Annotated in this window: 21 protein-coding genes; 7 read left to right on the top strand and 14 right to left on the bottom strand. The window is 68.2% G+C overall.

The annotated features are described in order from the left end of the window. Positions 1-66: 66 nt before the first annotated feature. The gene (locus tag AC10V3_RS17195; RefSeq protein ID WP_490922660.1) at positions 67-1,995 is read left to right on the top strand and encodes a chorismate-binding protein; all 1,929 of its coding nucleotides are present in this window, start codon (positions 67-69) and stop codon (positions 1,993-1,995) included. A gap of 9 nt (positions 1,996-2,004) precedes the next feature. Here AC10V3_RS17195 and AC10V3_RS17190 read toward each other — a convergent pair whose 3' ends face one another. From AC10V3_RS17190 to AC10V3_RS17150, 9 genes are all read right to left on the bottom strand, one after another. Further along, positions 2,005-2,700 carry an energy-coupling factor ABC transporter ATP-binding protein gene (locus AC10V3_RS17190; RefSeq protein WP_022536510.1) on the bottom strand — a complete coding sequence of 232 codons (696 nt, stop codon included), beginning with the start codon at positions 2,698-2,700 and terminating at the stop codon, positions 2,005-2,007. After that, a complete protein-coding gene (locus AC10V3_RS17185) occupies positions 2,697-3,395 on the bottom strand; it encodes an ABC transporter permease (RefSeq protein ID WP_022536509.1) in 699 nt (232 codons plus the stop codon). Before AC10V3_RS17185 ends, AC10V3_RS17190 begins: the two co-directional genes overlap by 4 nt. A 4-nt stretch (positions 3,396-3,399) precedes the next feature. Further along, positions 3,400-4,221, bottom strand: a complete 822-nt coding sequence (gene panB / locus AC10V3_RS17180) for a 3-methyl-2-oxobutanoate hydroxymethyltransferase (RefSeq protein ID WP_022536508.1) — start codon at positions 4,219-4,221, stop codon at positions 3,400-3,402. Between the two features lie 114 nt (positions 4,222-4,335). Next, positions 4,336-4,977 carry a deoxynucleoside kinase gene (locus AC10V3_RS17175; protein ID WP_022536507.1) on the bottom strand — a complete coding sequence of 214 codons (642 nt, stop codon included), beginning with the start codon at positions 4,975-4,977 and terminating at the stop codon, positions 4,336-4,338. Between the two features lie 43 nt (positions 4,978-5,020). Beyond that, on the bottom strand, positions 5,021-5,551 hold the full coding sequence (folK, locus tag AC10V3_RS17170; RefSeq protein ID WP_022536506.1) for a 2-amino-4-hydroxy-6-hydroxymethyldihydropteridine diphosphokinase: 531 nt from the start codon (positions 5,549-5,551) through the stop codon (positions 5,021-5,023). Next, positions 5,552-7,075: a polynucleotide adenylyltransferase PcnB gene (pcnB, locus tag AC10V3_RS17165; RefSeq protein WP_022536505.1), complete on the bottom strand. Its 1,524-nt coding sequence runs from the start codon at positions 7,073-7,075 to the stop codon at positions 5,552-5,554. Position 7,076: 1 nt separating this feature from the next. Continuing rightward, positions 7,077-7,751, bottom strand: a complete 675-nt coding sequence (locus AC10V3_RS17160; protein ID WP_022536504.1) for a histidinol-phosphatase — start codon at positions 7,749-7,751, stop codon at positions 7,077-7,079. 90 nt (positions 7,752-7,841) lie between these two features. Then, positions 7,842-8,549 carry a DnaA regulatory inactivator Hda gene (gene hda / locus AC10V3_RS17155; RefSeq protein ID WP_022536503.1) on the bottom strand — a complete coding sequence of 236 codons (708 nt, stop codon included), beginning with the start codon at positions 8,547-8,549 and terminating at the stop codon, positions 7,842-7,844. A 39-nt stretch (positions 8,550-8,588) separates the two neighbouring features. Continuing rightward, positions 8,589-9,659 (bottom strand): AI-2E family transporter, encoded by a 1,071-nt coding sequence (locus tag AC10V3_RS17150; protein WP_022536502.1) that lies wholly within the window; start codon positions 9,657-9,659, stop codon positions 8,589-8,591. 204 nt (positions 9,660-9,863) lie between these two features. Here AC10V3_RS17150 and purM point away from each other — a divergent pair, with 204 nt between their 5' ends. The 5 genes from purM to AC10V3_RS17125 all read left to right on the top strand — a co-directional run bounded on the left by purM (position 9,864) and on the right by AC10V3_RS17125 (position 16,280). Then, positions 9,864-10,916, top strand: a complete 1,053-nt coding sequence (gene purM, locus AC10V3_RS17145) for a phosphoribosylformylglycinamidine cyclo-ligase (protein WP_022536501.1) — start codon at positions 9,864-9,866, stop codon at positions 10,914-10,916. A gap of 377 nt (positions 10,917-11,293) precedes the next feature. Further along, positions 11,294-12,622 carry an MFS transporter gene (locus AC10V3_RS17140; RefSeq protein ID WP_022536500.1) on the top strand — a complete coding sequence of 443 codons (1,329 nt, stop codon included), beginning with the start codon at positions 11,294-11,296 and terminating at the stop codon, positions 12,620-12,622. Positions 12,623-12,656: 34 nt separating this feature from the next. Further along, on the top strand, positions 12,657-14,093 hold the full coding sequence (gene hydA, locus AC10V3_RS17135; protein ID WP_041681149.1) for a dihydropyrimidinase: 1,437 nt from the start codon (positions 12,657-12,659) through the stop codon (positions 14,091-14,093). 43 nt (positions 14,094-14,136) lie between these two features. Further along, positions 14,137-15,531 (top strand): amidase, encoded by a 1,395-nt coding sequence (locus AC10V3_RS17130; RefSeq protein WP_454752412.1) that lies wholly within the window; start codon positions 14,137-14,139, stop codon positions 15,529-15,531. Between the two features lie 5 nt (positions 15,532-15,536). After that, positions 15,537-16,280: an aspartate/glutamate racemase family protein gene (locus AC10V3_RS17125; protein WP_022536497.1), complete on the top strand. Its 744-nt coding sequence runs from the start codon at positions 15,537-15,539 to the stop codon at positions 16,278-16,280. Between the two features lie 22 nt (positions 16,281-16,302). Here the strand turns inward: AC10V3_RS17125 and AC10V3_RS17120 are convergent, their stop codons facing one another. From AC10V3_RS17120 to mutL, 4 genes are all read right to left on the bottom strand, one after another. Next, the gene (locus AC10V3_RS17120) at positions 16,303-17,049 is read right to left on the bottom strand and encodes a GntR family transcriptional regulator (protein ID WP_454752411.1); all 747 of its coding nucleotides are present in this window, start codon (positions 17,047-17,049) and stop codon (positions 16,303-16,305) included. 108 nt (positions 17,050-17,157) lie between these two features. Beyond that, entirely contained in the window at positions 17,158-17,661 is a 504-nt protein-coding gene (locus AC10V3_RS17115) for a GNAT family N-acetyltransferase (protein WP_454752410.1), read from the bottom strand. A 68-nt stretch (positions 17,662-17,729) separates the two neighbouring features. Beyond that, positions 17,730-18,695: a tRNA (adenosine(37)-N6)-dimethylallyltransferase MiaA gene (gene miaA / locus AC10V3_RS17110; protein WP_022536494.1), complete on the bottom strand. Its 966-nt coding sequence runs from the start codon at positions 18,693-18,695 to the stop codon at positions 17,730-17,732. A 36-nt stretch (positions 18,696-18,731) separates the two neighbouring features. Continuing rightward, positions 18,732-20,729 (bottom strand): DNA mismatch repair endonuclease MutL, encoded by a 1,998-nt coding sequence (mutL, locus tag AC10V3_RS17105; protein WP_022536493.1) that lies wholly within the window; start codon positions 20,727-20,729, stop codon positions 18,732-18,734. 144 nt (positions 20,730-20,873) lie between these two features. Here mutL and AC10V3_RS17100 point away from each other — a divergent pair, with 144 nt between their 5' ends. Continuing rightward, the gene (locus AC10V3_RS17100; protein WP_349606335.1) at positions 20,874-21,527 is read left to right on the top strand and encodes a VTT domain-containing protein; all 654 of its coding nucleotides are present in this window, start codon (positions 20,874-20,876) and stop codon (positions 21,525-21,527) included. A gap of 27 nt (positions 21,528-21,554) precedes the next feature. Here the strand turns inward: AC10V3_RS17100 and AC10V3_RS17095 are convergent, their stop codons facing one another. Next, the gene (locus AC10V3_RS17095; RefSeq protein ID WP_022536491.1) at positions 21,555-22,403 is read right to left on the bottom strand and encodes a SirB1 family protein; all 849 of its coding nucleotides are present in this window, start codon (positions 22,401-22,403) and stop codon (positions 21,555-21,557) included. Positions 22,404-22,448: the final 45 nt, after the last annotated feature.

The following is a 22,448-nucleotide window of genomic DNA, read 5'->3' as shown; positions in this document are numbered from 1 at the left end:
GGACTCCCACAGCTTTCGGCGCGCGATAATGCATGGTCGTCCTGTCTTTTCCCTGAAGAATTCGCCGTGGTAGCAAGTATCCAGCCCCCGCCCTCTCCCCCGGCTCCTCTCCCGCGCGCGGGAGAGGAGAGCACCCAGCCAGGGAGAGAAGACGTCTTCGTTCTTCTTGACGATGCCACGGCTCCGGCGGTGGAAGCGGCGTCGCGCCTCTACACCGGCTTCGTCCGCGAAGACATGCTACCCACCGGCAGCGACATTGCGCAGCTTGATTCGATGCTCGCCGACGGCTGGCGCGCAGGCTGGCACGCGACGCTGTTCGCCCCGTACGAGTTCGGCGGCGCGCTGGTCGATGCCCCGGTACACACCGGCAACGCGATGCCTTTCCACGACGGCGCGTTGCGCCTGCTGTGGTTCCGCGACCTGCGCCTGCTCGATGCCGCAGGTGTCGCCGCCTGGCTCCAGTCCAAGGCAGAACAGAAGCCAGCCGGCATGATGGGCGTCGCCTCCGACACCCCCCGCGAAGCCTTCAACGACGCCATCGCCCGCATCCACCAGTGGATCGAAGCCGGCGACACCTACCAGGTCAACTATACCCAGCGCCTGCGCTTCGGCGCCTTCGGTGACCCGATAGCGCTGTACGCCGCGCTGCGCGCCGCGCAGCCGGTGCCATACGGCACGCTGGCGCGGATGCCCGGCGACAGCTGGGTGCTGTCGCTGTCCCCTGAATTGTTCGTCCGCCACGACGGTAACGGTCACCTGCTGACCCGGCCGATGAAGGGCACCGCACCGCGCTCCGGCGATGCCGCGCGCGACGCCCAAGCCGCCGCCACACTGGCCGCCGACGCCAAGAACCGCGCCGAGAACGTGATGATCGTCGACCTGCTGCGCAACGACCTCGGCCGCATCGCGCAGCCAGGCAGCGTGGCGGTGCCCGAGCGCTTCGCCGTGCAGCCGTTCGGCGCGGTGCTCCAGATGACTTCCACCGTGACCGCGACGGCGCAGTCCGGCACCGGTTTTGCAGCGCTGATGGCAGCACTGTTCCCGTGCGGCTCGATCACCGGCGCGCCCAAGCGGCGCACCATGGAGATCATCGCCGACCTGGAAGGCACGCCGCGCGGGCTGTACACCGGCGCGATCGGCTGGATCGATGCGCCAGCTGCTGAAGGCACCGCGGGACCGTTCGCGCTGTCGGTGGCAATCCGCACGCTGGTACTGGCGCCCCTCGCGGACAACGGCCTGCGCGCGGGTGAAATGGGCGTGGGCGGCGGCATCGTCCACGACAGCGTCGCCGCGGAGGAATTCGACGAATGCGGCTGGAAGGCGCGCTTCCTGACGCGGCACGACCCCGGCTTTACGCTGTTCGAAACCATGCGCGTGCAGGGCGGCGAGTGCCTGTACCTCGCGCGGCATATCGCGCGCATTGGCACCTCGGCGCACACGTTCGGCTTTGCCTTCGATGCCGATGCGGCACGCGACGCGGTGGCCGCGCAAGTGGCGCAGCTGGGCGCGGGGACATGGCGCCTGCGCATGAGCGCGGACAAGCGCGGCGCGCTGGCGTTTGCCAGCGGCGCGGTGGCACCGATGCCGGCCGGTCCGGTCAGGATCGACATCGCCACCGAGCCACTACCCGATGCCGATCCGCTGCGCCGCCACAAGACCAGCGCCCGCGCGGCCTTCGACGCCGGCTGGCAGGCCGCGGAACGCGCCGGCGGCTTCGACCGGCTCTTCTTCAACACCCGTGGCGAGCTGCTCGAAGGCGGCCGCAGCTCGGTCTTCGTCCGCATCGATGGCCGCTGGCTGACGCCGCCGCTGTCGGCCGACATCCTGCCCGGCGTGATGCGCGCAGTGGTGCTGGGAGAGGGCGGGGCGGCGCTGGGCGCGCCCGGCGAAACCGTGGAAGAGGCCGTAGTGACCCGCGCCATGCTCGCGCGCGCCGAGGCCATCGTGGTGGTCAACGCCCTGCGCGGCGCAATGCCGGCGACGCTGCAACCGTAAATGCAGCCGCTACGGGTGATGCTGGTCCAGCACGCCGTCGCCCAGCTTCCAGCGCACCACGCCCGGCAAATTGATCAGCTCGCGGTCGTGGCAGACCATCACCACGGTGCGGCCCTCCGTGGCCAGGTCGCTGACCAGCGCGATCACCTGCTCGCGCGCATGGCCGTCCAGGCTCGAGGTCGGTTCGTCGAGCAGCAGCAACTCCGGCTCCAGCACCTTGGCGCGCGCCAGCGCCACACGCTGGATCTCGCCGCCGGACAGGTATTCAGGCGCCGTGTCCTGCACGTGCGACACGCCGGCCCAGCCCAGCGCGTCGCCCACGCGGCGCGCGATCTCGTCGCGCGGCATGCCGCGCGCTTGCAGGCCGTAGGCGATGTTCTCGCGCACCGAGGTGCGGAACAGGTAAGGGTGCTGATGCAGGTAAGCGATACGCTGGCGCAACGCCGGCGGCAGCGGGTCCAGCGGTGCGGTGTGCAGTTGACCCTGTGCATCGGTCCACTGCGCGATAGCGCCCGGCGCCGGATCCAGCCCGGCCAGCATGCGCAGCAGCGTGGTCTTGCCGGCGCCATTCATGCCGGTCAGCACGATCGCGGTGGCGCGCGGGATCACCAGATCGTCGATGGCAAAGAGCCGGCGCAGGCCGATCGAACGCGCCAGCCCGCGCACGGTCAGCAGCGGCGCGTGAATGCTGTCTGCAGGCATCATCGACGGAATCCTCCGGCGCCCTGCAGCCACGCCATGCCGATATTGACCAGCAGCGCCAGCGCCACCAGCACGATGCCCAGCGCGATGCCCTGCGCGAACTCGCCCTTGCTGGTTTCCAGCGCGATCGCAGTGGTGATGGTGCGCGTCGAGCCTTCGATATTGCCGCCGATCATCAGCGCCGAGCCCACCTCGGCAATCACCCGGCCGAAGCCGGCGACCACCGCGGCCATCAGGCCAAAACGCATCTCGCGGATCACGGTGACAAAGGTGCGCCAGCGCCCGGCGCCGAGCACCCAGGCCGTTTCACGCAGGCGCACGTCGGCGCCCTGCAAGGTCGACAACGCAAACGCCAGCACCACGGGGAAACCGATCACTGCCTGCCCCATCACCATGCCCGATGGCGTGAACAGCAGTTGCAGGCTGCCCAGCGGTCCCTGGCGCGTCAGCAGCAGGTAGAGCACCAGCCCGACCAGCACAGTCGGGAATGACAGGAAGGCCTGCGCCACCACCACCACCGCGCGCCGCCCCGGGAACTGCCGCGTGGCGATCAGCCAGGCGGCGGCGATGGCGGGCACCGTGGCGATCGCCAGCCCCAGCACCGCCACCATCAGCGAGGTCCAGACGATAAACCACAGCGCCGCATCGCCGCTGGCCAGCAGGCGGAACGCATCCGCGGTGGCCGATGCGATCTCCACCGCGTCAGGCGGAGAAGGTGTGCTCGGGGGCGGGGAAGCTGCCGTCCTTCACGGCGGCCACGTAGGCGCGCACGGCCGCCTCGATCGAGGTCTGGCCTTCCATGAAGTTGCGCACGAACTTGGCCTTGCGGCCCGGGTAGATATTGAGCATGTCCTGCAGCACCAGCACCTGGCCGGTGCAGTCCACGCCCGCGCCGATGCCGATGGTGGGTACCTTCAGCAGCTGCGTGATTTCGCCGGCCAGCACCGCGGGCACCGCCTCCATCAAAATCACCTGGGCACCGGCGGCCTGCAGCGCCAGCGCGTCGCGCTTGAGCTGGGCCGCGCCGGCATCGGTCTTGCCCTGCACCTTGAAGCCGCCGAGCGCATGCACCGACTGCGGCGTCAGGCCGATATGCGCGCACACCGGGATGCTGCGCTCGACCAGGAACTTGACGATCGGCGCGAGCCAGTCGCCGCCTTCGAGCTTGACCATCTGCGCGCCGGCCTTCATCAGCGTAACGGCGCTGGCGAAGGCAGTCTCCGCCGTCGGGTAGGTGCCGAACGGGAGATCGGTCACCAGCAACGCGGTCTGGTTGCCGCGCGCCGCGCATTCGGTGTGGTAGGCCATCTGTTCCAGCGTGACCGGCAGCGTGGTCTGCTGGCCCTGCATCACATTGCCCAGCGAGTCGCCGACCAGGATCATTTCAACGCCGCAGTAGTCGAGCAGCGCGGCGAAGCTGGAGTCATAGGCGGTCAGCATGACGATTTTCTCGCCGGCGTCGCGCATCGCCTGCAGTTTGGGAATCGTGATGGTCTTGCGGGAGGGGTCGAGGAGGTAGCTCATGGCAGTGCCCGAATGTGACGGCTGGTTGTGCCGTTGCTGCGCTGCGGGCGCCGGGCGACCCTGCAGGGCAACGACTGCCGTCGTTATTGTGTTGTGTCTGGCAGGCGTGGCCTGTCAGGGCGCAGCAAGATTCAGGAAGGCCTTGCGGCCGCGCATATTTTCGATGCGCGACAGTAGTGTACGGAAATCGTCGTCATTGTCCACCGGATTGAAATGGGCGGTGTCGACGATCAGCACGGGCGCCTCGTCGTAGCGGTGGAACAGTTCACCGTAGGCGTCAGTCAGGCGCTGCAGGTAGTTTTCATCGATGCCGGCCTCGCCGGGCTCGCCGCGGCGCACGATGCGCTCGCGCAAGAGCGATGGCGTGGCCTGCAGCATGATGACCAGGTCGGCGCGCTGCGGCGGCAGGCTGAAGCGCGCGGCGATGGCGTCGTAGAGTGCCAGCTCGTCCTCGGACAGCGTCAGCGCCGCGTGCAGCCGGTCCCTGGCGATCAGGAAGTTGGTGACCATGCGCTGGCCGGCCAGCAGCGCCGCCTGCCACTGCTGCAGCTGGACGGCGCGCTGTGTCAGGCACCACAGCTGCATTGCCAGCGCATGGCGTGCGGGATCGCGGTAGAAGGGTTCGAGGAAGGGGCTCCGGCGCGCGCAGTCGGGCAGCTCGCCCGCGTGCAGCGTGCGCGCCAGGCGCTGGGCCAGCGAGGTCTTGCCGGACCCGACGGGGCCTTCGACGACGATGCGGCGCAGGTGATCGAGCATGGCGCTTCAGGCTAGTGGGGGTGGCTGGTGCCGCCGTGCGCGTTCAGCCGGGGGTGCCGGCATTGCCGGCGGCGGCCTGCATGCGCAGGCACTTGCAGGTGGAAACCTTCTCGATGCGCTGTGCGCCAACGCCAGCCAGGAAGTCGGCGGCGGGGCCGCGGCCGGGGATGGACAGCGCGGCGTCCAGCTCCAGCAGCGGCACCAGCGTGAAAGCACGCTCGGTCATGCGCGGGTGCGGCACGGTCAGGTGTTCGTCGTCGTGCTGCTCGTCGCCGAACAGCAGCAGGTCCAGGTCGAGCGTGCGCGGCGCGTTGCGGAACGGGCGCTCGCGGCCGAACTGGTCTTCGATGTGGTGGCAGATGCGCAGCAGCTGCGTCGCGGTGAACGAGGTCTGCACCTTGACCACCGCGTTGTAGTAGTCGTCGCCGCCGGCATCGACCGGCGCGGTGCGATAGAGCGAGGAACGCGCCAACACCGTGATGCCGACCTGCTGGGCCAGGCACACGATGGCGTCCTTGATAGCCTGGCGGGCATCGCCAAGATTGGCGCCGATGCCGATGAAGGCGAGAGTCATTTACGTTTCCTCCGGCTGGCCGGGGCCGGCATGTGCTGCCTCGCCCGCGTCCGAGTCGCTCCGGGAAGAAACTTTATCCGATTTCCGCGGACTGCGTCGGCGGCGCTTCTTGCGCGCAGGGCCCTCGCCCTCGGCACCCTGGCCGCCCTCGCCACCCGGGCCGCGTGCGCCGCGCGCCGCCTCGATCAGGCCTTCGCGCTCGCCCGGGTCGGCGTCCTGGAAGTCCTGCCACCAGGTGGCCAGCTCTTCCGGCAGCTCGCCAGACTGGCAGCGCAGCTGCAGGAAGTCGAAACCGGCGCGGAAGCGCGGCGATTCCAGCAGCCGGAACGGCATGCGGCCCACGCGCTTCTCGAAGCGCGGCTGCATGCCCCAGATATCGCGCATGTCGGTGACAAAGCGGCGCTGGATCGCGAGCTGGCCGGTCTGCTTTTCCAACACCGAATCCATGGCGGCGTTGAGCGCGGCGATGGCGTGCTCGCCCTCGTCGCGCAGCTTGTTCCAGCGCTGCAGCACGTGGTGCCAGAGCAGCGCGGCAAAGAGAAAGCCGGGCGAAACCGGCTTGCCGGCCTGCACGCGGCGGTCGGTGTTGTCCAGCGCCAGCTGCACAAAGCGCTGGCCCATCGGCTGCTCCAGCGCCACGTCCAGCAGCGGCAGCAGGCCCTTGTGCAGGCCCGCCTTGCGCAACTCCTGCAGCGAGGCCCAGGCGTGGCCGGACATCAGCAGCTTGAGCATCTCGTCGAACAGACGCGCGCTGGGCACGTTGTGGATCAGCGAGGCCAGGCCGGCGATCGGGTGGCGCGTGGCCTCGTCGATGTCGAAACCGGTCTTGGCGGCAAAGCGCACCACGCGCAGCATCCGTATCGGGTCTTCACGGTAGCGCGTGACCGGGTCGCCGATCATGCGCAGCGTGCGCGCGCGGATGTCTTCCATGCCGTGATGGTAGTCATGCACGGTCTGCGCGGCCGGGTCGTAGTACATCGCGTTGATGGTGAAGTCGCGGCGTTCCGCGTCTTCAGCCTGCGAGCCCCACACGTTGTCGCGCAGCACGCGGCCCGAGGCGTCGATCGCATGGGTCTTGCTGTCGAGCTCGGCGCGCTTCAGGCGGCGGCCTTCGGGCAGCGTTTCGCTGGCGATGGCGTCGACCAGCGCGCGGAAGGTCGAGACTTCGATGATTTCCTGCTCGCGCCCGCCGTAGAAGGTCACGTGCACGATCTGGAAGCGGCGGCCGATGATGCGCGAGCGCCGGAACAGCGCCTGCACCTGGTCGGGCGTGGCGTTGGTCGCCACGTCGAAATCCTTGGGCTTGATGCCGAGCAGCAGGTCGCGCACCGCGCCGCCGACGATAAACGCCTGGTAGCCGGCCTGCTGCAGCGTGGATGTGACCTTGACGGCATTGCGAGACAGCAGCGTCGGGTCGATCTGGTGTTCGTCGGCGCCGACGATGCGCGGCGTATGGGCGCGGCCAGTGCGGCGCAGCTTGGGGCCGGGTTTGCCCAGCAGCCGGGTAATGAGCTTCTTGATCACGTCAGAACAGATCCATGATGCGCCAGCCTGCCGCGGCGGCGTGGTGGCGCAGGCGATCGTCCGGGTTGGTGGCGATCGGCTCGGAGACTTTTTCCAGCAGGGGCAGGTCGTTGGCCGAGTCGCTGTAGAAGGTGGTCTTTTCGAAGTGGTTCCACTGCGCGCCCTGGCTCTTCAGCCAGGATTCGACGCGGGTGATCTTGCCTTCGCGGAAGCTGGGCACGCCGTGGACTTCGCCGGTGAACTGGCTTTCCGGCTTGCCGTCGATGGTGGCGGGCTCGGTGGCGATCAGGTGCTTGATGCCGAATGCCGCGGTAATCGGCGCGGTGACGAAGCTGTTGGTGGCGGTCACCACGGCGCACAGGTCGCCGGCCTCGATGTGCTTGTAGACCAGCGCGCGGGCTTGCGGGGTGATCACGGGATCGATCACCTCGTGCATGAAGCGCGCGCGCATGGCGTCGAGCCGGTCTCTCGGGTTGGCCGCCAGCGGCGCCAGCGCAAAGCGCAGGAAGGCCTGGATATCGAGGGTGCCGGCCTTGTAGTGGCCATAGAACTCGTCGTTCTTCTGCCGGTAGGTTTCCTCGTCGACGACGCCCAGGCGGACCAGGAAGCGGCCCCATTCATGGTCGCTGTCGGTCGGGATCAGGGTGTGGTCGAGGTCAAAGAGTGCCAGATTCATGGGCGGCGATTTTACCTTAAGGCGTGAAGGGAGTCGGGCAGGACTAACCCCGGGCGCGGCTTGGGGCCTGGCGCCAGGGGTTAGTCCCGGCTAATCCCGGAATTCAGCGAACATTTCGCGCAGCAGCGGCAGCGTGACCGGCCGCTTGCGTTCCAGCGAGTAGGTATCGAGCGCGTCCAGCAGCGCCATCAGGCTCGGCATGTCGCGGTAGTGGCGGGTCACCAGCCAGTGGGTGATCTCGGGCGAGAGCTGCAGGCCGCGTTCGCGTGCCGCTTGCAGCACAGCGGCCTTCTTGTCGTCGTCCGACAGTGGCGCGACCTGGTACACCAGGCCCCAGCCCAGGCGCGTACGCAGGTCTTCGCGCACCGGCATCGCGCGGGGGGCCAGCCCGCCGGCGACCACCAGCGCGGTGCGAACGTGGGCGCGCACCTCGTTGTAGAGCGAGAACACCGCGATCTGGCGCGCCTCGTCCAGCAGCTCGACGTCATCCACGGTATAGAGCTGGCACCAGGGATCGAACAGGAAGTCGGACAGCGGATGGTGCGGGCTCAGGTAGCGGCTGCGGATGCCGTGCTGGGGCGCGGCCTCGCACACGGCGTGCAACAGGTGGGTGCGGCCGCAGCCGACCTCGCCCCACAGGTAGACCAGCCGGTCGGTGGCGCGCTCCTGCGCGACCGCAGCGGGCAGCGCTTGCAGGCGCTGCACCGACTCGCGGTTGGACGCCACCACGAAATTCTCGAAAGTCGAAGGCGGCGGGCTGCCCAGCTCGAGCGAAAGTTGCTTGGGACGCGGGAACATGACGTATGGCTAACTTGCGGGTGACGGGCGGGGCAGCCGTTATTTTCGGTACAGGTCGCTGGCCAGGTAAATCCGCCGCAGCTGCCGCGCCCCGACCAGCAGCACGGCACAGGTCGGCAGTGCCAGCAGCACGCCGAAGAAGCCGAACAGCTGGCCGAAGGCAAGCAGCGCGAAGATCACCACCAGCGGGTGCAGCCCGATGCGCTCGCCCACCAGGCGCGGCGTCAGGTAGAAGCTCTCGATAAACTGGCCGAAGCCATAGACTACCGCCACCGCGGCCAGCCCGTACCAGTTTCCGAATTGCAGCAGCGCGGCCACGATCGCCATGACCAGCCCGATGCCAAAGCCGATATACGGGATAAACACCGCCAGCCCGGTGAAGACCCCCACCGGCACGCCGATTTCGAAGCCGGCAACGGTCAGGCCGATCGAATAGATCGCCGCCAGGATCACCATCACCAGGATCTGGCCGCGCAGGTATTGCGACAGCAGCGCGTCGGTCTCGTTGGTCAGCTCGCGCACCTTGGGCACCCAGCGGCGCGGCACCACGCCCTCGATGCGGCGCATCACCATGTGCCAGTCCATCATCAGGTAGAACATGACGATCGGCACGATAAAGATGATGCCGGCCACGGTAATCAGCGCCGAGCCTGACATCTTGACATAGTTCAGCAGCACCACCAGCAGGTCTTCCGGGCTGGCCGAGAAGTGGTCCGACAGCATGTTGCGCAGGCCCGGGAAGTCAAAGCGGATGCGCACGCCGAACTCCGCCAGCCGCGGCGAGACCACGGAGTTGAGTTTCTTCAGCAGGATCGGCAACTGTTCGCGGATCTGCGGGATCTCGCGCTGGAGTACCGCGATCAGCAGCAGCACCAGCATCACGAAGATCACCGTCAGCAGCAGGATCATCAGCGTCACACCGACCGCGCGCGGGATCCGGCGGCGTTGCAGCCAGTCCACCCCGGGGTTCAGGATATAGGCGAAGATGAACGCGAACAGGAACGGCGTCAGCACCGGCGCCAGCGCGATGATGGCGGCGAACAGCGCAATGGTCACTGCGATCCAGAGCAGGATGCGTTTGGTCTCTTGGTTCAGCAGCGGGGCATTCATCAATAGGGGTTTGGGCGAGGTGCCTGGGCGACTTGGCGGGTTTGCGGCGCGAATGTGGCCGGAAACTGGAAGCCGGGGGCCTCTATCCGTTAAAATTGCGATTCTACTGGACTCGCGCCCGCCTTCCGATGCCAAACGACGGAAGCTGTGCTGGCCCGAGGGCCGAATTCCTCACTTTATTTCCTCCAGGACAAGCAGGTTCCCATGAGCGCATCCCCGACCGCCGGCCAGGCAGGCCTTTCCTACCGCGACGCCGGTGTTGACATCGATGCCGGCGACGCGCTGGTCGACCGCATCAAGCCGTTCGCCAAGCGCACCATGCGCGAAGGCGTGATGGCGGGCATCGGCGGGTTCGGTGCGCTGTTCGAGCTGTCGAAGAAATACCAGGAGCCGGTGCTGGTGTCCGGCACCGACGGCGTGGGCACCAAGCTCAAGCTGGCCTTCCAGCTCAACCGCCACGACACCGTCGGCCAGGACCTGGTCGCGATGAGCGTCAACGACATCCTGGTGCAGGGCGCCGAGCCGCTGTTCTTCCTCGACTACTTTGCCTGCGGCAAGCTGGACGTGGACACCGCCGCCACCGTGATCCAGGGCATCGCCCGCGGTTGCGAACTGGCCGGCTGCGCGCTGATCGGCGGCGAAACCGCCGAGATGCCGAGCATGTACCCGGACGGCGAATACGACCTGGCCGGCTTTGCGGTCGGCGCGGTCGAAAAGAAGAAGATCATCGACGGCAGCACCATCACCCCGGGCGACGTGGTGCTGGGCCTGGCTTCGTCGGGCGCGCACTCCAACGGCTACTCGCTGGTGCGCAAGATCATCGAGGTGGCCAAGCCGGACCTGAACGCCGACTTCCACGGCCAGCGCCTGCAGGACGCCATCATGGCGCCCACGCGCATCTACGTGAAGCCGCTGCTGTCGCTGATCGAGACGCTGCCGGTCAAGGGCATGGCCCATATCACCGGCGGCGGCCTGACCGAGAACGTGCCGCGCGTGCTGGCGCAGAACGTCACCGCCGTGCTCAAGCGCGACGCCTGGACGCTGCCGCCGCTGTTCCAGTGGCTGCAGGCGCAGGGCCGCGTGGCCGACGATGAAATGCACCGCGTGTTCAACTGCGGCATTGGCATGGTGGTGATCGTGGCGAAGGAAGACGCAGAACGCGCCATCCGCCACCTGCAGGCAGCCGGCGAGGCCGTGTGGCAGATCGGCGAGATCCGCGAACGCGCCGAGGGCGAGGCGCAGACCATCGTAGTCTGACGTAGCGACGGTTTTCCGCAAGAACGGCGCATGCCTTGGGCATGCGCCGTTTTTTTCGTTCATCGTCCGTCATTTAAGGGTTTATCCCGATCCAATACACCCACGCCAGTGCCCGAAGCGGCGTCTGCAAGGCATATCGGGGATCGATGTGCCGTTTCCCGCGCGCGAGGCCCGTTTTCGTGCATCGCACCAAAACCCAGCATGCATCTGCACCAAATCTGACAAACAATATTTATCTTGATTGTATGGCGGTTTATCGCCTAATGTACTGAGCAAAGACGCGGCACACGCATGCCGCGTCCGGAGACAACGCCTTGGCGCGACGTGGGGACCCACCGGCACGCCAGGGGCAGGCCAGGACCATTGGAGGATCCACCATGCAAGCAGTCAGCATCGACGCCGCGGCAAAAGGCGCGTCGCCCCAGAAGCAATCCGTCGCGCGTGTTGCCGGGGCGAGCCTCGCCGGCACCACGCTCGAGTTCTACGACCACTTCATCTACGGATCGGCCGCCGCGCTGGTCTTCCCCAAGCTGTTCTTCCCGCAGAGCGACCCGCTGACCGCGACGCTGCTGTCCTTTGCCAGCTACGGCGTGGCCTTCGTGGCGCGGCCGCTGGGCGCGGCGATCTTCGGCCACTTCGGCGACAAGATGGGCCGCAAGTCCATCCTCATCATCACGCTGCTGATGATGGGCCTGGCCACCTTCGGCATCGGCCTGTTGCCGACCTATGCCGCCGCCGGCGCGCTGGCGCCGGTGCTGCTGGTGCTGCTGCGCGTGGTGCAGGGCCTGGCGCTGGGCGGCGAGTGGGGCGGGGCCGCGATCATGGTCAACGAGCTAGACCCTGAAGGTAAGCGGCGCGGCATCCTCGGCAGCCTGGTGCAGCTGGCGGCGCCAATCGGGCTGCTGCTGGCCAACGGCGTATTCGCGCTGGTGACCTGGCAGGTGTCGGAAGAAGCGTTCCTGAGCTGGGGCTGGCGCGTGCCGTTCCTGCTGTCGGCGCTGCTGGTCGGCGTCGGCCTCTACATCCGCTCCAATGTGCGTGAATCCGGCATGTTCGAGAAGCTGGAGGAATCGCACGCCGAAGCGCGCGCGCCGATCATGGAAGTGCTGCGCAACTACAAGAAGCAGCTGCTGATCGCCTTCGGCGCGCGGCTGGGCGGCGATATCGCCTTCTACGTGTTCACGCTGTTCCTGCTGTATTTCGTGCCGACCAAGCTGGGCCTGCCCAAGAGCATCGCGCTCAATGCCGTGCTGCTGGGCGCGGTGGCGCAGATCCTGTTTATCCCGGTGGCAGGTTTCCTGGCCGACCGCATCGGGCGCCGCCCGGTGCTGATGATCGGCGGCATCGGCGGTGCGGTGTGGGCCTTTGTCTTCTTCACGCTGGTCAAGACGGGCAGCCCGGCGCTGATCATGCTGGCTTCGTTCGTCGGCATGGTGCTGGTGTCGTTCATGTTCTCGCCGCTGGCGTCGTTCCTGCCGGAGTTGTTCGCCACCCGGGTGCGCGTGACTGGTGCCTCGCTCGGCTTCCAGTTTGCCGGCGTGTTCGGTGGCGCGCTGGCTCCGCTGATCGCGATCGGCCTGCTCGACCGCTTTGGCAGCACTGCGCCGGTGGCGATCTACCTGGCGGTGGTGTGCGCGCTGATCGCAGTCGCCGCGGCTGCCGCGCGTGAAACCAATCGCATGCACCTGTCCGACGCGGACCGCTGAGTGCGGTAGTACCAATCCTCTCGTGAGCAGTATCGTGAAACAGTTCGACCTGATCATCCGCAACGGCACCGTGGTGACCGCCAGCGACACCATGCAGTGCGATATCGGCATCGCCGGCGGCCGCATCGTGCAGCTCGGCCATGACCTGGGCGAGGCCGCTCAGACCATCGACGCCAGCGGCAAGCTGGTGCTGCCGGGCGGCGTCGATGCGCACTGCCACCTGGACCAGCCGATGCCGGACGGCCTCAAGATGGCCGACGACTTCCGCACCGGGTCGATCTCGGCGGCGTGCGGCGGGACCACTACCGTGATCCCGTTCGCCGCGCAGGAGAAGGGCCATTCGCTGCGCGCCGCGGTCAGCGACTACCACCGCCGCGCCGACGGCAAGGCGGTGGTCGACTACGCCTTCCACCTGATCGTGGCCGATCCCACCGAGGCGGTGCTGCGCGACGAGTTGCCGGGGCTGATCCGCGAGGGCTATTCCTCGTTCAAGGTCTACATGACCTACGACGACCTCAAGCTGAACGACCGCGAGATTCTCGAGGTGCTGTCGGTGGCCCGGCAGGAAGGCGCGCTGGTGATGGTGCATGCCGAGAACTCCGACTGCATCGCCTGGCTGACCGAAAAGCTGGAGTCGGCGGGCAATACCGCCCCCCGTTTCCACGCGCTGGCCCGGCCGATGGCGATCGAGCGCGAGGCCACGCACCGTGCCATCACCTTCTCGGAACTGGTCGACGTGCCGATCCTGATCGTGCATGTGTCAGGCAAGGAAGCGGTCGAGCAGATCCGCTGGGCGCGCAACCGCGGCATGAAGATCTTTGCCGAGACCTGCCCGCAGTACCTGTTCCTGACCGCCGACGACCTCGACCAGCCCGGCTACCACGGCGCCAAGTGCGTGTGCAGCCCGCCGCCGCGCGACCGCAGCAACCAGGAGGTGATCTGGGACGGCCTGGGCGATGGCCTGTTCACGATCTTTTCGTCCGATCACGCACCGTTCCGCTACGAGGACCCGCAGGGCAAGATGCCCGGCGGCAAGGAGGTGCCGTTCCAGTACATCCCGAATGGCATCCCGGGGCTGGAAACGCGGCTGCCGCTGCTTTTCTCCGCCGGGGTGAATGGCGGGCGCATTTCGGTCAATCAGTTTGTCGCGCTGACCTCGACCAATCCCGCCAAGCTGTACGGCCTGCATCCGCGCAAGGGCACCATCGCCATCGGCGCCGATGCCGACCTGGCGATCTGGGACCCGCAGCGCGAGGTGGTGATCCGCAACGCCGACCTGCACCATGCGGTCGACTACACCCCTTACGAAGGCCTGCGCGTGACTGGCTGGCCAGTGACCACGCTAGTGCGCGGCAAGGTGGTGGCGCACGAGGGCGAGGTGCGCGCCGAGGCCGGCCACGGGCAGTTCCTGCCGTGCGCGTTGCCGGAAATGGCGCGGCCGCGCTACCGGACTTCCGGCGGCAGCTTGTAAAGACCGCCTTTGCCTTGCTGAAGCTTTGACCGACACTGCCAATATGGAACTCACCAACCGCCTGGACGCTGCCACCATCGCGGGCCGCGTTGTCGCCGGCCGCCTCGACCCCGCCGAGGTGGTTGCTGCCTTCCAGGCCCGCATCGCGGCGCGCAACGACCAGTTGAACGCCGTCTTCGAACAACGCCAGGACCTGGTCGACGCCGACCTCGCGCAACTGCGCGCGCGCCTGGCACAGGGCGAACGCCCGCTGCTGGCAGGCGTGCCGGTGATCGTCAAGGACGTGATCTGGAGCCAGGGCCGCCGCGTCACGCAGGGCTCGCAGCTGTACCGCGACTTTGTCGCGCCGGCCGATGCCATTGCCGTCGAGCGCCTGCGCCAGGCGGGCGCGATCGTGCTCGGCATGGGCAATACCTCCGAGTTCGCCTGCAAGGGCCTGACCACCAACAAGGTCTATGGCCTGACGCACCATCCGCTCGATGCCACGCTCACCGCCGGCGGTTCGTCGGGCGGCTGCGCGGTGGCGGTTGCCGCCGGCATGGCGCCGCTGGCGCTGGGCACCGATGGCGGCGGCTCCAGCCGGCGCCCGCCCGCGCATGCCGGCGTGGTCGGCTTCAAGCCTTCCTACGGCGCGATCCCCGACTCGGTCGGCTTTCCCCATGCCTTCAACGGCATCCAGGTGATTGCGCCGATCACGCGCACGGTGGCCGATGCGAAGCTGATGTTCGAGGTGCTGGCCGGTGCCGATGCGCGCGATCCCGATACGCTCGGGTTCACGCCGGGCGCCGCGCGGCCGCTGCATACGCTGAGGATCGCAATCAGCCCGCGCCTGGGCCTGGATACGCCGGTCGACGACGATGTCGCGCAAGCGTTCGAGCAGGCCGTGGTCCGGCTGCAGGCGGCCGGCCTGAGCGTCGAGCGCGCCGACCCGGTATGGCCCGCCGGCGCCGACGAGGCCGCGCTGATGCCGCTGCAGCACGTGGGCCTGGCCAATCTCTATGGCGAGCCATGGCGCCGCGACCCCGATGTGTTCGATCCCGATATCGCGCGCCAGATCGAACGCGGGCTGGCCTGGAGCGGCGCCGACGTGGCGCGTGCCCGCGAAGCCAGCCACCAGATCGCGCTGACGGTGGCCGGGTTCTTTACCCGCTACGACCTGCTGCTGTGCCCGACCACGCCATGCGTGGCCTGGCGCAACGACCGGCTCGGGCCGGAACGCATCGGCGGCGTCGCGGTGGAACCGCGCGCCCACGCGGTGTTCACCCCATTCTTCAACCACGCGCTGGCACCGGCGATCTCGGTGCCTTGCGGCAGCGGCCGCGACGGCCTGCCGGTGGGCCTGCAGATCGCCGGCCCGCGCGGCGCCGACCGCAGCGTGCTGGCCGCCGCCCGGCTGGCCGAAAGCCTGCTGGCGCCGCTGCTCAATCCTGCCGGATAACCGATATGCGAATCCTCGTTCTCAACCCCAATACTAGCGAGGGCATCACCGATCGGCTGATGCACGCCGCCACCGCCGTGGCTGCGCCCGGTACCGAACTGGTGCCGCTGACCGCCAGCCGCGGCGTCCCCTATATCGCCACGCGTGCCGAGGCCCAGATCGGCGGCGCCATCGCGCTGGAAATGCTGGCCGAGCACCACGGCCAGTTCGACGCCGCCATCATCGCCGCCTTCGGCGACCCCGGCCTGATGGGCGCGCGCGAACTGTTCGACCTGCCGGTGGTAGGCATGGCCGAGGCGGCCATGCTGTCGGCCTGCATGCTGGGGCGGCGCTTTGCCATCGTCACCTTCGCGCGGGCGCTCGGGCCCTGGTACGAGGAGTGCGTGGACATGCACGGCCTGCGCGGCCGGCTGGCCGGCATCCGCATGCTCGACGGCAGCTTTGCCTCAGTGTCGGACGTGCAGGAGGAGAAGGAGGCGGTGCTGGTGGAACTGGCCAACCGCGCGGTGGTGGAGGATGAGGCCGACGTGGTGATCCTGGCGGGCGCACCGCTGGCGGGCCTGGCCGCGCGCGTGCGCGACCGCATCCCGGTGCCAGTGGTCGACCAGATGGCCGCCGCCGTCAAGCAGGCCGAGGCGCTGGTCGCGCTCCAGCCGCGCAAGGCTACCGCGGGCACGTTCCGGCGCCCGGATGCCAAGCCCACGCTGGGTTTGCCGGACGCGTTGGCGGCGCGCATCGAGCACCGCTAAGCGCCTTCCCACTGGCCGCGGCTCAGACCGCGGCGAACACCGCTTCCAGGTCGACCTTTTCCTCGTCCGGCGCCTGCAGCCGCAGCGTGCTCTCGACATGCCCGAGATGCTCGGCCATCAGCTGCGCGGCGCGATCCCCGTCGCCGGCCTCCAGCGCATCGACGATATCGTCGTGTTCATGGTGCGGGCATGACGGCACGCCCGGCGCGTCATAGAGCGCGATGATCAGGCAGGTCAGCGAGCACAGCTCGCGCATGTACTTGCCCAGGTACTGGTTGCCCGTCATTTCCGCCAGCCGGCAGTGGAATTCGCCCGAGAGCCGGATGATGGCGCGCCGGTCGTTGCTGTCGCGCGCCTGCGCTTCCTCGCGCGTGGTGTCGCGCAGCGCGCGCAGCCCGGGCTTGCCGATTGCGCCGGCCAGGTCGCGCACCAGCGCGGGCTCCAGCAGGCGGCGCGAGTGCAGCACCTGGCGCGCTTCGGCCACGCTCGGGCTGGAGACGAAGGTGCCGCGGTTGGGATGCACCGTCAGCACGCCCTCATGCGCCAGCTTGCCGAAGGCCAGCCGTACCTTGGTGCGGCTCACGCCGAACACGCCGCCCAGCTTTTCCTCGACCAGCTTGGTGCCCGGGGGCAGCCGGTGCTCCCAGATCGCGGTCAGGATGCGGTCGGCGATTTCCTCCACCGACGCGCCGCGCGCATTGTCTGCGTCGGTTTCATTCGCACCGTCGGAGACAGCAACGGCGGGTTGGTCGGCTTTGGTTCGTGGCATGGCGGTTAGCGTTGACGGCCCGGAAAAAAGACATTCGGTGCCACTATTGTATGGCGGCATGCCGTCAAGTGTATAACACCGGCGGTGGACCGGTTGCTGCGCGCCGTATTACTTTGCAGTGCCCAGCTTCGCCAGCGCTTCGCCCGTCACACGGCAGATGCGCCAGTCGGGCAGCACGTCGGCGCCCATGGCCTGGTAGAAGTCGATCGACGGCTGGTTCCAGTCCAGCACCGACCATTCGAAGCGGCCGCAGCCGCGCGTGACCGCCAGCGCGGCCAGGTGCTTGAGCAGCGCCTTGCCCAGGCCATGGCCGCGCCAGGCCGGGTCGACGTACAGGTCTTCCAGGTACAGGCCGGGCTTGGCCAGGAAGGTCGAGAAGTTGTGGAAGAAGAGGGCGAAGCCCACCGCCTGGCGGCCGCCTTCGGACTCGACGTCGACCAGCACGGCCTCGGCATGCGGCGTGGCGCCGAAGAGCGCGTCCTGGATCTTCTGCGGCGTGGCTTCGACGATATGGGTCAGCTTCTCGTACTCGGCCAGGGCCAGGATCAGGTTGAACAGCGTTTCGCTGTCAGCGGCGGTGGCGGGGCGGATGGTGAAGGCGGGCTTGGACATGCTCGGTGTTTGCGCAGCAGTGAACAGACTGCGATTATCGCCTGAGCATCACTCGGCTTGCATCGCCGTCAATGCAGGTCCGCCAGCCTGCGCACCTGGTCCACGTAGCCGGGCGCCAGGCAGTCCACCACCAGCCGCTCGGGCGTGCTGCGCAGCCACGTCAGTTGCCGCTTGCACAGCTGGCGCGTGGCGGCGATGCCGCGCTCGCGCATGGTGGCAAAGTCGGATTCGCCATCCAGGTATTCCCACACCTGCCGGTAGCCCACGCAGCGGATCGACGGCAGCCCCGGATGCAGGTCGCCGCGGGCGCGCAGCCGCTCGACTTCTTCGATAAAGCCGCCGGCCAGCATCGCGTCATAGCGCTGGGCGATGCGCGCATGCAGCGCCAGCCGGTCCGACGGCTCCAGCGCGATCACGCGGTAGCGCTGGTCCGCCGCGCCGGCAAAGGTGCGGCCTTCGGCCTGGCGCGCCAGCAGCGCCGACATCGGCTGGCCCGACAGGCGGTGGATCTCCAGCGCGCGCTGGATGCGCTGCGCATCGTTGGGCGCGAGCCGCGCCGCGGTGACCGGGTCGACCTCCGCCAGCATCGCATGCAGTGCCGGCCAGCCGCGCTCGGCGGCGAGCTGGTCCAGCTCCGCGCGCAGCGCGGCGTCGGCCTGCGGCAGGTCGTTGAGGCCCTGCGTCAGCGCTTTGTAGTAGAGCATGGTGCCGCCGACGATCAGCGGCACATGGCCGCGGGCGCGGATCTCGCCAATCAGGCGTTCGGCATCGGTGACGAATTGCGCGGCCGAGTAGCTGTTGGCCGGGTCGATGATGTCGATCAGGTGGTGCGGCGCGGCGGCCAGTTCTTCGCGCGTGGGCTTGGCCGTGCCGATATCCATCTCGCGATACACCAGTGCCGAGTCCAGGCTGATGATCTCCACCGGCGCCTCGGCGGCCAGCGCTAGCGCGGCCGCGGTCTTGCCGGAGGCGGTGGGGCCGAGCAGGCAGACCACGGGCGGATGCGTGGCGGGATCTTGGGGTACGGCGGACATCGAATGGGGTGTGTTTGAGAGGGCGTGGCAGGCGGCTTACTGCCCGCGCAGGAACAGCCGGTCCAGCTCGGTCACGGTCAGTTGCACCCAGGTGGGGCGGCCGTGGTTGCACTGGTCGGCGCGCTCGGTCTGCTCCATCTGGCGCAGCAGCGCGTTCATTTCCTCGACGGTGAGCTTGCGGTTGGCGCGCACCGCGCTGTGGCAGGCCAGCGTGGCCAGCAGCTCATTGCGCCGCTCGGCCAGCACGCGCGAGCCGCCAAAGGCGTGCAGGTCGCGCAGCACGTCGCGCGCCAGCGCCTCGGCATCGGCCTGTTGCAGCAGCGCGGGCACGGCGCGAACCGCCAGCGTGGTGGGCGACACCGGCGCGATATCGAAGCCGAGCAGCGTCAGCGTCCCCTGGTGTTCCTCGGCCACGCCGATCTCGATCGGGCTGGCGGGCAGCGTGACCGGGATCAGCAGCGGCTGCACGGCCAGGTCGCGCGCGTCCAGGCCGGCCTTGATCTGCTCGTACAGGATGCGTTCGTGTGCGGCGTGCATGTCCACCAGCACCAGGCCACGCGCATTCTGCGCCAGCACGTAGATGCCGTGCAGCTGGGCGATGGCGTAGCCGAGCGGGTGGTCGTCGGGGGCATCTTCCGGCGCGCCCGGATCGCTGCGCCCCGCGGGCGGCAACCGGTCCAGCAGGCTGGGCGGATCGTCGGCTCGCGCCGCTTGCGCATCGGCAAGCCAGGCCGGGGGCTGCGCCGAGGCGCCAGGGAACGCGCCATACGGACGTGCGGCCGGCGCCGTGGCATCGCGCACCATGCCCAGGTAGGCCTGGCGCGGCTGGGCGATGCCGAGTTCGGTCTGGCGTGCCGCCGAGTAGTTGATCCACTGGCCGCCACCGCTACCGCCCGAGTAGCCGGGCCGGGCATCGCGTGCGCCGGCAGGAGCGAAACCGCCCGGCGGCTCGCTTATCTCGCCGTCGCTGTCGGTGTGCAAGCTGTCGCCGTTCTCGCCGGCCTGCCGCGCCAGGCAGCGCTGCACCGCGTGATAGACAAACTGGTGCACGGCGCGCGATTCGCGAAAGCGCACTTCGATCTTGGACGGGTGCACGTTGACGTCGACCATCTCCGGCGGCAGGTCCAGGCAAACCACATAGGAGGGGAAGCGGTCGCCGTGCAGCACGTCCTGGTAGGCGCTGCGCACCGCGTGGTTGAGCAGCTTGTCGCGCACGAAGCGGCCGTTGACAAAGAAGTACTGCTGGTCCGGGCGCCCGCGCGAGGCAGTGGGCAGGCCGGCAAAACCGTACAGGTGCAGCGTGTCGGCCTGCTCGTCCAGCGGTAGCCGCGCCTTGGCAAAGTCGCTGCCCAGCACCTGCGCGGTACGGGTGGCGACGTCGCCGGCGTTCCAGTGCTCCAGCGGCTTGCCGTTGTGGTGGACCGAGATGGTCACGTCGGGCCGCGCCAGCGCCACGCGCCGGACCATCTCCAGGCAATGGCCCAGTTCGGTTTGTTCCGATTTGAGGAACTTTCGGCGCGCCGGCGTGTTGAAGTAGAGGTGCTGCACGTCGACCGTGGTGCCGACCCCGCCGGAAGCGGGTTGCACCGTGCCGGTATCGGCACTGACCTGCGTGGCATGGGCATCGGCCGCGGTCCGGCTGGTCAGCGCCAGCTGGGAAACCGACGCGATCGAGGCCAGCGCCTCGCCGCGGAAGCCCAGCGTCAGCACCGATTCCAGCTCATCGAGCGAGGCAATCTTGCTGGTGGCGTGACGCATCAGCGCCACCGGCAACTCGGCGGCAGGGATGCCGCAGCCGTTGTCGGTGATGACGATGCGCCGCACGCCGCCTTCCTCCAGCCGGATGCCAAGCTGCGTGGCGCCGGCATCGAGTGCGTTTTCGAGCAGCTCCTTGACCACCGAGGCCGGGCGTTCCACCACTTCACCGGCGGCAATCTGGCTGATGAGCTGGTCCGGCAGCGGCCGGATCGGGCGCGGCAGCTGGGTGGTGCGCAAGGCGGTGGGAAGGTCGGTGCGGGAGGCGGTGTCTGGCATCCGGCGATTATACGTGGCCGTCCGCGCAGAGTCGGTGGCGCAGGGGTGCCAAAGGTGGCGGATCCGCGTGGCGGCTCTTGTATGATTCAGGCCAAGGAATCGGCCACACTAACCAACATAACGGGGAACGACTTGGATCTCGCTTTGCAGCTCATCGACATGCTGGTGCACGTCGACAAATACCTGGGCACGGTCATCGACCAGTACGGCCACTGGGTCTATGCCATCCTTTTCCTGATCGTGTTCGCGGAAACCGGGCTGGTGGTGGTGCCGTTCCTGCCGGGCGACTCGCTGCTGTTTATCGCGGGCGCCTTCTGTGCAACCGGCGCGATGAACGAGTGGGCGCTGATCGGCCTGCTGCTGACGGCCGCGATCACGGGCAATACCGTCAACTACATGGTGGGGAGCTGGATCGGCCCCAAGGTGTTCGAGCACCAGTGGCGCTTCCTGGACCAGGATGCGCTGCGCCGCACCCATGATTTCTACGAGCGGCATGGTGGCAAGACGCTGGTGCTCGCGCGCTTCGTGCCGATCGTGCGTACCTTCGCGCCGTTCGTGGCGGGGGTGTCGCAGATGACCTTTGCGCGCTTCCAGATGTTCAACGTGGTCGGCGCCGTGGCCTGGGTGGTGGGCCTGGTGTTCGCCGGCTACTTCTTCGGCAACCTGCCGTTTATCCGCCAGTACCTGAACCTGATCGTGCTGGCCGGCATCGGCGCGGCAGTGGTGCCGCTGGTGCTGGGCGGGCTGTGGAAGCTGGTGCGCGGCAATCGCCGCCGGCCTTCGCGCGTCGAGCGCTGAGACCGTTGCCGTCTTGCCGCGGCCTCTTCAGTTGAGGCTGCGGCTCATCATCCGCAGCGCGGGCATGCGCTCGCGGATCTGGCCGATATCGGCCGCATCCGGCCGGGCCAGGACATAGGCTTCCAGGTCGGCCAGCGCGGGACGGAAGCACTCCAGGTTGGCGTACGCCAACCCCCGGTCGCGCACTTCCTCGATCGATCCCGGCAGCAGGATCACCAGTCGGTTCTGCACTGCCAGCAACCGCTGCCAGCGCGACTCCTGCAGGTAGATCGCCTTCAGGTTGCGCAGCATGCGCGCGACGATCTCGCGGTGGCTGGCCGCGCGCAGGAACAGGCCCAGCGGTACCTGGCTGGCATCGGTGATGCCCTCGCGCTCCAGGTACGGATCCAGCATTTCCTGCAGTTGTTCCTTCGACAGGGTTTCCCCGGTAAGAGGGTCCAGCACCACTTCGCCGGCCGGGATCGTCATGCGCAGCAGGAAGTGGTTGGGGAACGACACCCCCTTGAGCGGCAGGCCGATCTGCTGGCCCAGCTCAATAAAGAGGACCGCGAGCGAGATCGGGATGCCGCGCCGCTGGCGCACCACCACGTTCAGGTAGGAGTTGTCGGGATCGTAGTAGTCGTTCGCGTTCGGGCCGAAGCCCAGGTCGCGATAGAAGAAATGGTTCAGCAGGCGCAGCCGCTGGATCGCGGGGGTGCCTTCGGCGATCCGGCGTTTCAGGCGCAGCGCCAGCACGTCCAGCGCCGCCAGCTCGGCCTGCAGGTCCAGGTCGGGGTAGGCGTCCTGCGCGATGGACAGCGCGGTTTCGGTCAGCGGGATGCCGTTCTCGTCCGCCACGAGGCTGGCGAAGTAATCCAGGACTTTGGTGGAAGTCATATCGGTTTCCCGGTGCAGCCGTCGGTGCCGCGCGCAGCGTGGGTC

Source organism: Cupriavidus sp. PB-02 (assembly GCF_058252315.1).
This window is presented reverse-complemented; position numbering and strand designations above follow the sequence as displayed.

What these genes read in the sequence shown, in the direction of transcription:
- folK (WP_022536506.1), bottom strand. Translation starts at nt 5,551, where the DNA reads ATGACTCTCGCCTTCATCGGCATCGGCGCCAATCTTGGCGATGCCCGC.
- mutL (WP_022536493.1), bottom strand. Translation starts at nt 20,729, where the DNA reads ATGCCAGACACCGCCTCCCGCACCGACCTTCCCACCGCCTTGCGCACC.
- AC10V3_RS17095 (WP_022536491.1), bottom strand. Translation starts at nt 22,403, where the DNA reads ATGACTTCCACCAAAGTCCTGGATTACTTCGCCAGCCTCGTGGCGGAC.
- AC10V3_RS17190 (WP_022536510.1), bottom strand. Translation starts at nt 2,700, where the DNA reads ATGATGCCTGCAGACAGCATTCACGCGCCGCTGCTGACCGTGCGCGGG.
- AC10V3_RS17130 (WP_454752412.1), top strand. Translation starts at nt 14,137, where the DNA reads ATGGAACTCACCAACCGCCTGGACGCTGCCACCATCGCGGGCCGCGTT.
- hda (WP_022536503.1), bottom strand. Translation starts at nt 8,549, where the DNA reads ATGTTCCCGCGTCCCAAGCAACTTTCGCTCGAGCTGGGCAGCCCGCCG.
- AC10V3_RS17160 (WP_022536504.1), bottom strand. Translation starts at nt 7,751, where the DNA reads ATGAATCTGGCACTCTTTGACCTCGACCACACCCTGATCCCGACCGAC.
- AC10V3_RS17125 (WP_022536497.1), top strand. Translation starts at nt 15,537, where the DNA reads ATGCGAATCCTCGTTCTCAACCCCAATACTAGCGAGGGCATCACCGAT.
- AC10V3_RS17175 (WP_022536507.1), bottom strand. Translation starts at nt 4,977, where the DNA reads ATGCTCGATCACCTGCGCCGCATCGTCGTCGAAGGCCCCGTCGGGTCC.
- miaA (WP_022536494.1), bottom strand. Translation starts at nt 18,695, where the DNA reads ATGTCCGCCGTACCCCAAGATCCCGCCACGCATCCGCCCGTGGTCTGC.
- purM (WP_022536501.1), top strand. Translation starts at nt 9,864, where the DNA reads ATGAGCGCATCCCCGACCGCCGGCCAGGCAGGCCTTTCCTACCGCGAC.
- AC10V3_RS17115 (WP_454752410.1), bottom strand. Translation starts at nt 17,661, where the DNA reads ATGTCCAAGCCCGCCTTCACCATCCGCCCCGCCACCGCCGCTGACAGC.
- panB (WP_022536508.1), bottom strand. Translation starts at nt 4,221, where the DNA reads ATGAGCTACCTCCTCGACCCCTCCCGCAAGACCATCACGATTCCCAAA.
- AC10V3_RS17150 (WP_022536502.1), bottom strand. Translation starts at nt 9,659, where the DNA reads ATGAATGCCCCGCTGCTGAACCAAGAGACCAAACGCATCCTGCTCTGG.
- AC10V3_RS17120 (WP_454752411.1), bottom strand. Translation starts at nt 17,049, where the DNA reads ATGCCACGAACCAAAGCCGACCAACCCGCCGTTGCTGTCTCCGACGGT.
- AC10V3_RS17140 (WP_022536500.1), top strand. Translation starts at nt 11,294, where the DNA reads ATGCAAGCAGTCAGCATCGACGCCGCGGCAAAAGGCGCGTCGCCCCAG.